8 protein-coding genes are annotated in these 6,579 nt (G+C 43.6%); 4 read left to right on the top strand and 4 right to left on the bottom strand.

The window, feature by feature from the left end; translation table 11 throughout:
• Window positions 1-438: 438 nt before the first annotated feature.
• A complete protein-coding gene (locus tag IQ224_RS20255) occupies window positions 439-1,890 on the bottom strand; it encodes an ATP-dependent DNA helicase RecQ (RefSeq protein ID WP_194033422.1) in 1,452 nt (483 codons plus the stop codon).
• A gap of 152 nt (window positions 1,891-2,042) precedes the next feature.
• Between IQ224_RS20255 and IQ224_RS20250 the strand changes: the two genes are divergently transcribed.
• From IQ224_RS20250 to IQ224_RS20240, 3 genes are read left to right on the top strand one after another with little or no spacing between them, the layout of a single operon-like run.
• On the top strand, window positions 2,043-2,228 hold the full coding sequence (locus IQ224_RS20250; protein ID WP_002752941.1) for a DUF3285 domain-containing protein: 186 nt from the start codon (window positions 2,043-2,045) through the stop codon (window positions 2,226-2,228).
• Window positions 2,229-2,239: 11 nt separating this feature from the next.
• Window positions 2,240-2,752 (top strand): rRNA maturation RNase YbeY, encoded by a 513-nt coding sequence (ybeY, locus tag IQ224_RS20245; RefSeq protein ID WP_194033421.1) that lies wholly within the window; start codon window positions 2,240-2,242, stop codon window positions 2,750-2,752.
• A 28-nt stretch (window positions 2,753-2,780) separates the two neighbouring features.
• A complete protein-coding gene (locus tag IQ224_RS20240) occupies window positions 2,781-3,269 on the top strand; it encodes a diacylglycerol kinase family protein (RefSeq protein WP_194033420.1) in 489 nt (162 codons plus the stop codon).
• Window positions 3,270-3,436: 167 nt separating this feature from the next.
• On the opposite strand, the gene IQ224_RS20235 is transcribed toward IQ224_RS20240, so the two are convergent.
• Window positions 3,437-3,598 (bottom strand): hypothetical protein, encoded by a 162-nt coding sequence (locus IQ224_RS20235; protein WP_002752946.1) that lies wholly within the window; start codon window positions 3,596-3,598, stop codon window positions 3,437-3,439.
• On the opposite strand from IQ224_RS20235, the gene IQ224_RS20230 reads away from it, so the two are divergent.
• The gene (locus tag IQ224_RS20230) at window positions 3,588-3,827 is read left to right on the top strand and encodes a DUF4327 family protein (protein ID WP_002738935.1); all 240 of its coding nucleotides are present in this window, start codon (window positions 3,588-3,590) and stop codon (window positions 3,825-3,827) included. The genes IQ224_RS20235 and IQ224_RS20230 overlap by 11 nt on opposite strands.
• A 227-nt stretch (window positions 3,828-4,054) precedes the next feature.
• Here the strand turns inward: IQ224_RS20230 and IQ224_RS20225 are convergent, their stop codons facing one another.
• A complete protein-coding gene (locus tag IQ224_RS20225) occupies window positions 4,055-5,245 on the bottom strand; it encodes a bifunctional 2-polyprenyl-6-hydroxyphenol methylase/3-demethylubiquinol 3-O-methyltransferase UbiG (protein WP_002747059.1) in 1,191 nt (396 codons plus the stop codon).
• 506 nt (window positions 5,246-5,751) lie between these two features.
• The gene (locus IQ224_RS20220; protein ID WP_370583157.1) at window positions 5,752-6,450 is read right to left on the bottom strand and encodes a trypsin-like serine protease; all 699 of its coding nucleotides are present in this window, start codon (window positions 6,448-6,450) and stop codon (window positions 5,752-5,754) included.
• Between the last annotated feature and the right edge of the window lie 129 nt (window positions 6,451-6,579).

The raw sequence follows: 6,579 nt of genomic DNA, 5'->3' as shown, positions 1-6,579 counted from the left end.
TTTTTATGACCATTTTTATTGATATGATTGGATTGACATTCAGGACATTGCATAATTTCTGAGTTTGATAATGGGTATTTTTGGGTGATCGCCTTCCTCCTCAATCATACCCTAAATCAGCAACGCCAAGATTTCTAATAAGCTCGCCCAAATCCCTGATTCTCTCGTTAGCTTTTTGGCTGAAAGGGATGTATCTATTTGTAACTGAGGAGCCTAAAAACCTTTGTGGACAACGCTTTGAGATGTCTTGTCCCCCTGTCAGGTAAGGTATGGTAAATCCCTTGATAGATTCAATCGGGACTCACTTCTGGGAAAACCGCTATAGATCCCCTGCAAAAATCAAAAATCTGACCTTAGCTGAGGAGAATCCCAGACAGGAGGAGAAAAAAGACAGGAAAATTTAGTACAAAAGCTCTGCTCTCCCTGCTCTGGCGCTCCCTAGCTTACCAGAGGTCGATTGCGACGACAATTATCACAATGACCACAGCGAAAATTATCGGCATTTTCCTGAAAACCAAAGGCATTTAAGAGAAAGTGCCAACGACAGCGACGGGTATAGAGATAGGGAAATATCTCATTTCTGGGTTTAAAAGTCATCTTAGCTGAATTATGGCGATAAATAAGCCGATAATGAAAAGGATCGAGCCATTCTAGGCGATCTAGACTGTGTAAAAGGGAGAGAATGAGCGCACCATCGGGAAATTCGGCACTAATCGCCTCTACTTTGCCCTCTAGGGGAATTTGGGCTAAAATTTGCCAAGCTTGTCGGTATTGGCGCTCCTGTTGGGAGTTAAAGAATTTTTGCTGGTTTTTATCGCTATTATCTAACCATCCCGTCGGTTCACTAATTAAGGTGAGAGCCTGCATTTTACCCCCATCGCGACCACCGCGGCCGATTTCCTGTAGGTATTCCGATAGTAAAGCTGGGGGTTGGTAGTGGACAACCCAACGCACATCGGGTTTATTGATACCCATGCCAAAAGCTGAGGTACAGACAACAAAAGTTAAATCCCCCCGCAGCCAATTTTGTTCTATTTCCCGACGCTGAAAGGGCGATAAACCGGCATGATAGGCGCTGGTGCGATAATGGAGAGATTGCAACCATGCCGCTAAATTTTCACTATGGCGACGGGAACGAGTATAGATCAGGCCGGATTGTCGAGGTTGACCGGTGAGGAAGTTTAATAGTTGATGACGACGACAACCGGGGCTAATACATATTTTGGTGCTTAAGTCAAGGTTTTGACGGTAAGGATTTATTAAGAAAAGCTGCGGTTTTTCTAGTTGTAAGACGCGGGTGAGAGTCTCACGGGTGGCGGGGTTAGCGGTGGCGGTAAAAGCAGCGATCGCTATTTGGCTGCCGGCCGGTTTTGATTGTAGAAGAGCGGGACGGACGGCCCCAAGACGACGGTAAGCAGGACGAAAATTATCGCCCCACTGGGTTAAACAATGGGCCTCGTCGAGGATGAGAGCGTTAATTTTAACGTGGGGAAGGGTTAATTTTGACCAGAGGGGCGGACTTAAGAGGGTTTCTGGGGAAAGATAGAGAAGTCGCAGGGTTTGATCTGCGATCGATGCTAAGGTTTTCTTTCTCTGTTGTCGGGGGATTTCGTTATGAATCAGGGCGACGGGTAGTTTTTTGGCTAATAATTCCTCCACCTGATTTTCCATTAGGGCAACCAGGGGAGAAATCACTAGGGTTAAGCCGGTTTTTAATAAAGCGGGCAGTTGAAAACAGATAGATTTACCAAATCCCGTGGGCATGACAATTAGGGCATCCTTTGCCGCTAGAATTGTCTCGATAATCTCCTGTTGGGGAAAGCGAAAGCTATCATAGCCCCAAATTTTCTGAAAAATAGTCCGGATGCTTTCGGTATCGTGGGAAGACATGGGTTAACTGCTGGGGTGTGGGGTGTGGGGGAGTTGAGCGGTTTTGACTATCCCGGACGGGGAACAGTTTTTCCCATAATTGAATTTTTTTTTGCACTTTTTTAATAATCTGTTACACTTATAGCGATCAATCCTTGTCTGGGGAATTACTGATGACTGAACCTGTTAGCACCACTGACCCCGCAGTAGAAACGGCCACCGAAGCGCAGCCCAGTTACGTTAAGCTGGCGATGCGGAATATGGTCAAGAAAAAAGGCGTCTCGTTAAAACACTTTTTTTTGACTACAGCAGCCCTATTAGGCTTTTTTGTCGGTATTTCCTATCTGACGCGTCCCTAGGGTGAAATCTGGTGACTGAGACTTTACCCCTAGGGGTGGATTTGTGCCTACAGGATAATTATTTTGATCCCGGAAATAGTCCTGTGGATGGTGAAACTTGGCACTATTGGTTAGAAACATGGTTAGGCTATCTATCGGATTATCTCCCCCTTGCCGCCGGTTATGAACTAAGTTTGCGTTTAACAGACGATCGAGAAATTCAGACCTATAATTCCCAATATCGCCACAAAGATCAACCGACGGATGTTCTCGCTTTTGCCGCTCTGGAAGTGGATTTCCCAGTGGATGAGCGCATTTTAGAGACAGAACCTTTATATTTGGGGGATATTATCATCTCTGTGGAGACAGCACAACAACAGGCTTTAACACAAAATCATTCTTTGGTGCGAGAATTAGCCTGGTTAACTGCCCACGCTTGTTTACATCTTTTGGGTTGGGACCATCCCGATGAAACAAGTCTGTTAGAAATGCTATCTTTACAGGAAACTTTGTTAAAAACCGTCGAAATGCCGATACATAGTTAGTTATTTTTGTCAAGCATTATTGAGGAATATGAAGACAAATTATCATCAAGCCAACCAATCTACCAGCCTATCTAATCCCTATCTCAACAATAATTTTATCCCTCGATCGGGACAGGTGAGTGAGGGCAACAATCCCAGTCAAAGAGAATACGCTTGGCAAGTCGCCTCGAATCTGTTAGTCAGTTTTCGCTACGCTTGGGCCGGAGTCCGTTATGCTTTTGTTAGTCAAAGAAATTTTCGCATTCACACCCTGATGACCCTAGTAGCGATTAGTTGGGGCTTATTTTTGCGGGTTAATGCTATGGAAATGGCGATTGTCACCCTTACCTGCGCTCTGGTGATGGTCTTAGAATTAATTAACACTGCCCTAGAATCAGTGGTAGATCTGACGGTGGGGCAATCCTACCATGATTTAGCCAAAATAGCGAAAGATTGTGCCGCCGGTGCCGTTTTAATCGCCTCGATCGCCGCTTTACTCGTAGCGGCTTTTATTTTTATTCCCCATTTATTAGCTTAAGCGGGAAGTGGGAAGTGGTGAGAGAGGAGTAGGGAGAAAAAGCTAACTGCTGACTCCTGACTCCTGACTCCTGACTCCTGACTCCTGACTCCTGACTCCTGACGGCTAAAAAAGCCGATTCGACATAAGGGGACTCGACAGCTTTTAGCCGATGAATTTAACTTTTCTTAACCTAAGCCTAAACTGGCGAGGGGAGAGGGTTTCGCTATATATAAAAAATTGTCATCCTCGATACAGCAAAAAATCTCTTTTGTCCCCTTATAGGTTAGAGTATAGTTATTGATAAGACTTTTTTGTAGATCTTGCAGGAAATCTCCCATGAGTGCCATAACTTTCTCCACCGCTCCCACCGCTTACTCTATCAGGATGATTAAGGACGAAGTCCGTCAGATGGTAGAACAGGGGGTAGTGAGCAGACACCAACCGATCTACACCCTCTGTCAGTTCATTCCCCCTCGGGAGTGGGTTTGTGTTGAATGTGAACTAGAACGGTGTGACTACCTTCTCAGGGATCAAATTGGTGACTTAATCGCCTCGGAATCTTGGGATAATGACTAAACTCCCGTTTGCCGATCTGGGTAAAAATCGGACCAATCAGAAATTTATCAGCCTTGTCCACTCTATATAACTATTATAATTCAGCCCTAGTCATTTCTGGGGCTGAAACTATGGGGAGAGAGGGGGATAATTGTTAAGAAACAAGAATTTTTGGCAAGATTTAGCCCAGTTAGTTTAAAAGTTGCCGATTGCCAAGGGACGCTATCTCTAACATCCCCAAGTTTTCCCTAACTTAAAATCAGTAGTTGGCGCTGTTGTAAAGAACGCACACCAGTTAATCCTAAACCAACTTGAGCATCGATTGCTCTCACGCTTAAACGACCATCGCAAGCTTGTAGAAAATCAAATTCTCTCTCCGAGAGATTAACTGGCCGATAATCGTAATCTAGAACACTTGCACTAGGCCAACCATAAAGACAGGGATGAACTTCGGCCACTGCATTCTCTAGGACTTGATCCCGGGACCAATCGGCAGTCAGAATCGGTGGTTTAGCGAGGAAAAATTCATAGTGGGTGATTTCCGGATCTAATAATTCCGTCAAGCGATAACGTTCCCTTTCCCCTAAATTTTGCGCTCTAGCCATCAATTCGGGGGATTTACCCAATAAACGCTCTAATTGCCAGTAGGAAGGGTTAGAAAAGCCAATAAAGGCTAATCCTGACGCATCAATCAGTTGAAAAAGGGTATCGATATTGTAGTCCACTTCCCGGGGGTGAACGTACATATCAGCGAAGGATTCATCGCGATGATTTTCCATTGACCAACGCTCTTTTTCCCGTTTCAAAATGCGATTATTTTCCGGTAGTGAAGCAAAAATCTCTCGGCCGACAGCGACCCCATCTTTATAATCCCCGCGCCGGTCTCCCTGTAAAAGTGCGATCGCAGATTGCATTAACTGGATTTCCCAGCGTCCCAATTGTGCATAGACGAAAATATGCAGCAGACCACCGGGGGCCAGTTTTTGCGCGAGGGATTGAATCCCTTTAATCGGGTCTGGGAGATGGTGCAGCACCCCGACGCAGTTAATTAAATCAAATTCTCCTGGGAGATTAGTGGCGGATTCAAGGGGTAAATGGTGAAAATCCAGAGAACCTCGGTGTTTTGGTGCGACTCCCGAACGATTACAGCGTTCTTTGGCAATTTCTAGGGCTTTTTCGCTGATATCTATAGCGACTATATTAGCAAAAGGGTTGAGCGCGAGCAGATATTCGGTTCCCGCACCAGTACCACAACCCGCATCGAGAATGCGGATATCCTCTCGTTCGGGTTTACGATGACAACAAAAGTTATAGGCAGCAATCCAATTCCAGCGCCAATTGTAACCGGGAGGAGGTTCATCTAGGAGCGGTTCGGGGGGGAAAGGATAGGTATTGTAGAGACGTTGTACAGCAGTGCGAATAGTAGCGTCGTCGGACATGAAAATTGGCAGAGTTTAGGATAACACTCGATCGATTGTCTCACAGACGGCAGCGATCGGGAAAGTCAGCCGGGGTTTTTTTGAGTTGGTCGGGGGTAAATAGACCTCTTGTAAAAATCAAAAATTGTTGTTAGGGTTAGGAGTCAGGAGTCAGGAGCCAGTAGTCAGGAGAATTAAGAATGAGCATTAATCAATTAAATGGTCTATTTAAGAATTTTATGCAATTGAATCCTTATTTTTACCGTTTTTGAACCCTCAAAAATTAATTATGCAAGAGGTTTAATGATAAATAATCATTATGAATACCCGGTTCTGTGCCAAAACTAGATATTATTTTTTCTATTCCTTGTCCTACTGTCTCTTAACCCTATCTAAGTTTTACTGGCAATTATTCGAGAGTCATTCTCTAGCAATTATCTCAAATATAAGCAAATCTTGCCGATACAAAAATCCATCAAAAAGCGTGTTAGCGACGCTATCTAGCTAGATAAGTTGAAACTTAATTATTACTTCCATTCTGAAAGTTTTTGCTCTAAGCTTTGAATCTGTTTTTTGAGCTTATCCATCTTTTCTTGCTGTGCGGCAACATTTGCTTGTATGAACCTTTCATACGCATTCATACAGGAATTCAAATCCATTGAGAATTGTCCTCTTACATTGGTTAGTCCTGCAGCAATTGCACCACCTTCATAGAAAGTTAAGCATCCATATTTATCTGCTAAGTATTCGACACTTTTTCTTCTTGGGTCATCGCGCAGAATATCAGAAATGACAAATTGTCTTCGTTCTTTCTCAGTCATGTTATCCCCTGAATTTTTATAGTTTTTGCCAAAATTCATAGCTAACGGATCGAGAGGTTGAGGTAGACTAACTACAAAATTCAGCTTTTTGCCAATATCACTTGAAGAAACTAAATCAGTAAATTGCTTAATATCAATGGCATAAGTTAAGCCTTCACCTATGCCTTTTCCAGAACCTTTGCCATGAATACCGATTAATTCTCCTTGACTATTAAAGACAGGACCGCCACTAATTCCTGTTTTGGTTCTTAAAGTATAAGCTAAGGTATAGTTGTCAGAGACTTCTCCTAGTGACATTCTTTTTTGTAATTCACCGATCAAGGTTTGTCGGTATCGCTTAATATCTTTTTGACTATCTTGATGCGGTTGCGCCCATCCCGAAACATAGACTTTGTTCTCAGGAATATCGCCAATTCAAAAATGAAACGCATCAACCTCAAGAGTTGACAAAGAAAGGCTCATCAGGTACTGTCTGATCATTAACAAAAACAAATCAGACCCAAAAACGAAGCTCCCAACATCTTAACATAGAAC

Source organism: Microcystis sp. LEGE 00066 (assembly GCF_015207925.1).
Lineage (GTDB): Bacteria > Cyanobacteriota > Cyanobacteriia > Cyanobacteriales > Microcystaceae > Microcystis > Microcystis ichthyoblabe_A.
This window is presented reverse-complemented; position numbering and strand designations above follow the sequence as displayed.

Coding starts and splice junctions, on each gene's coding strand:
- IQ224_RS20255 (WP_194033422.1), bottom strand. CDS start 1,890: ATGTCTTCCCACGATACCGAAAGCATCCGGACTATTTTTCAGAAAATT.
- IQ224_RS20250 (WP_002752941.1), top strand. CDS start 2,043: ATGACTGAACCTGTTAGCACCACTGACCCCGCAGTAGAAACGGCCACC.
- IQ224_RS20240 (WP_194033420.1), top strand. CDS start 2,781: ATGAAGACAAATTATCATCAAGCCAACCAATCTACCAGCCTATCTAAT.
- IQ224_RS20230 (WP_002738935.1), top strand. CDS start 3,588: ATGAGTGCCATAACTTTCTCCACCGCTCCCACCGCTTACTCTATCAGG.
- IQ224_RS20235 (WP_002752946.1), bottom strand. CDS start 3,598: ATGGCACTCATGGGAGATTTCCTGCAAGATCTACAAAAAAGTCTTATC.
- IQ224_RS20225 (WP_002747059.1), bottom strand. CDS start 5,245: ATGTCCGACGACGCTACTATTCGCACTGCTGTACAACGTCTCTACAAT.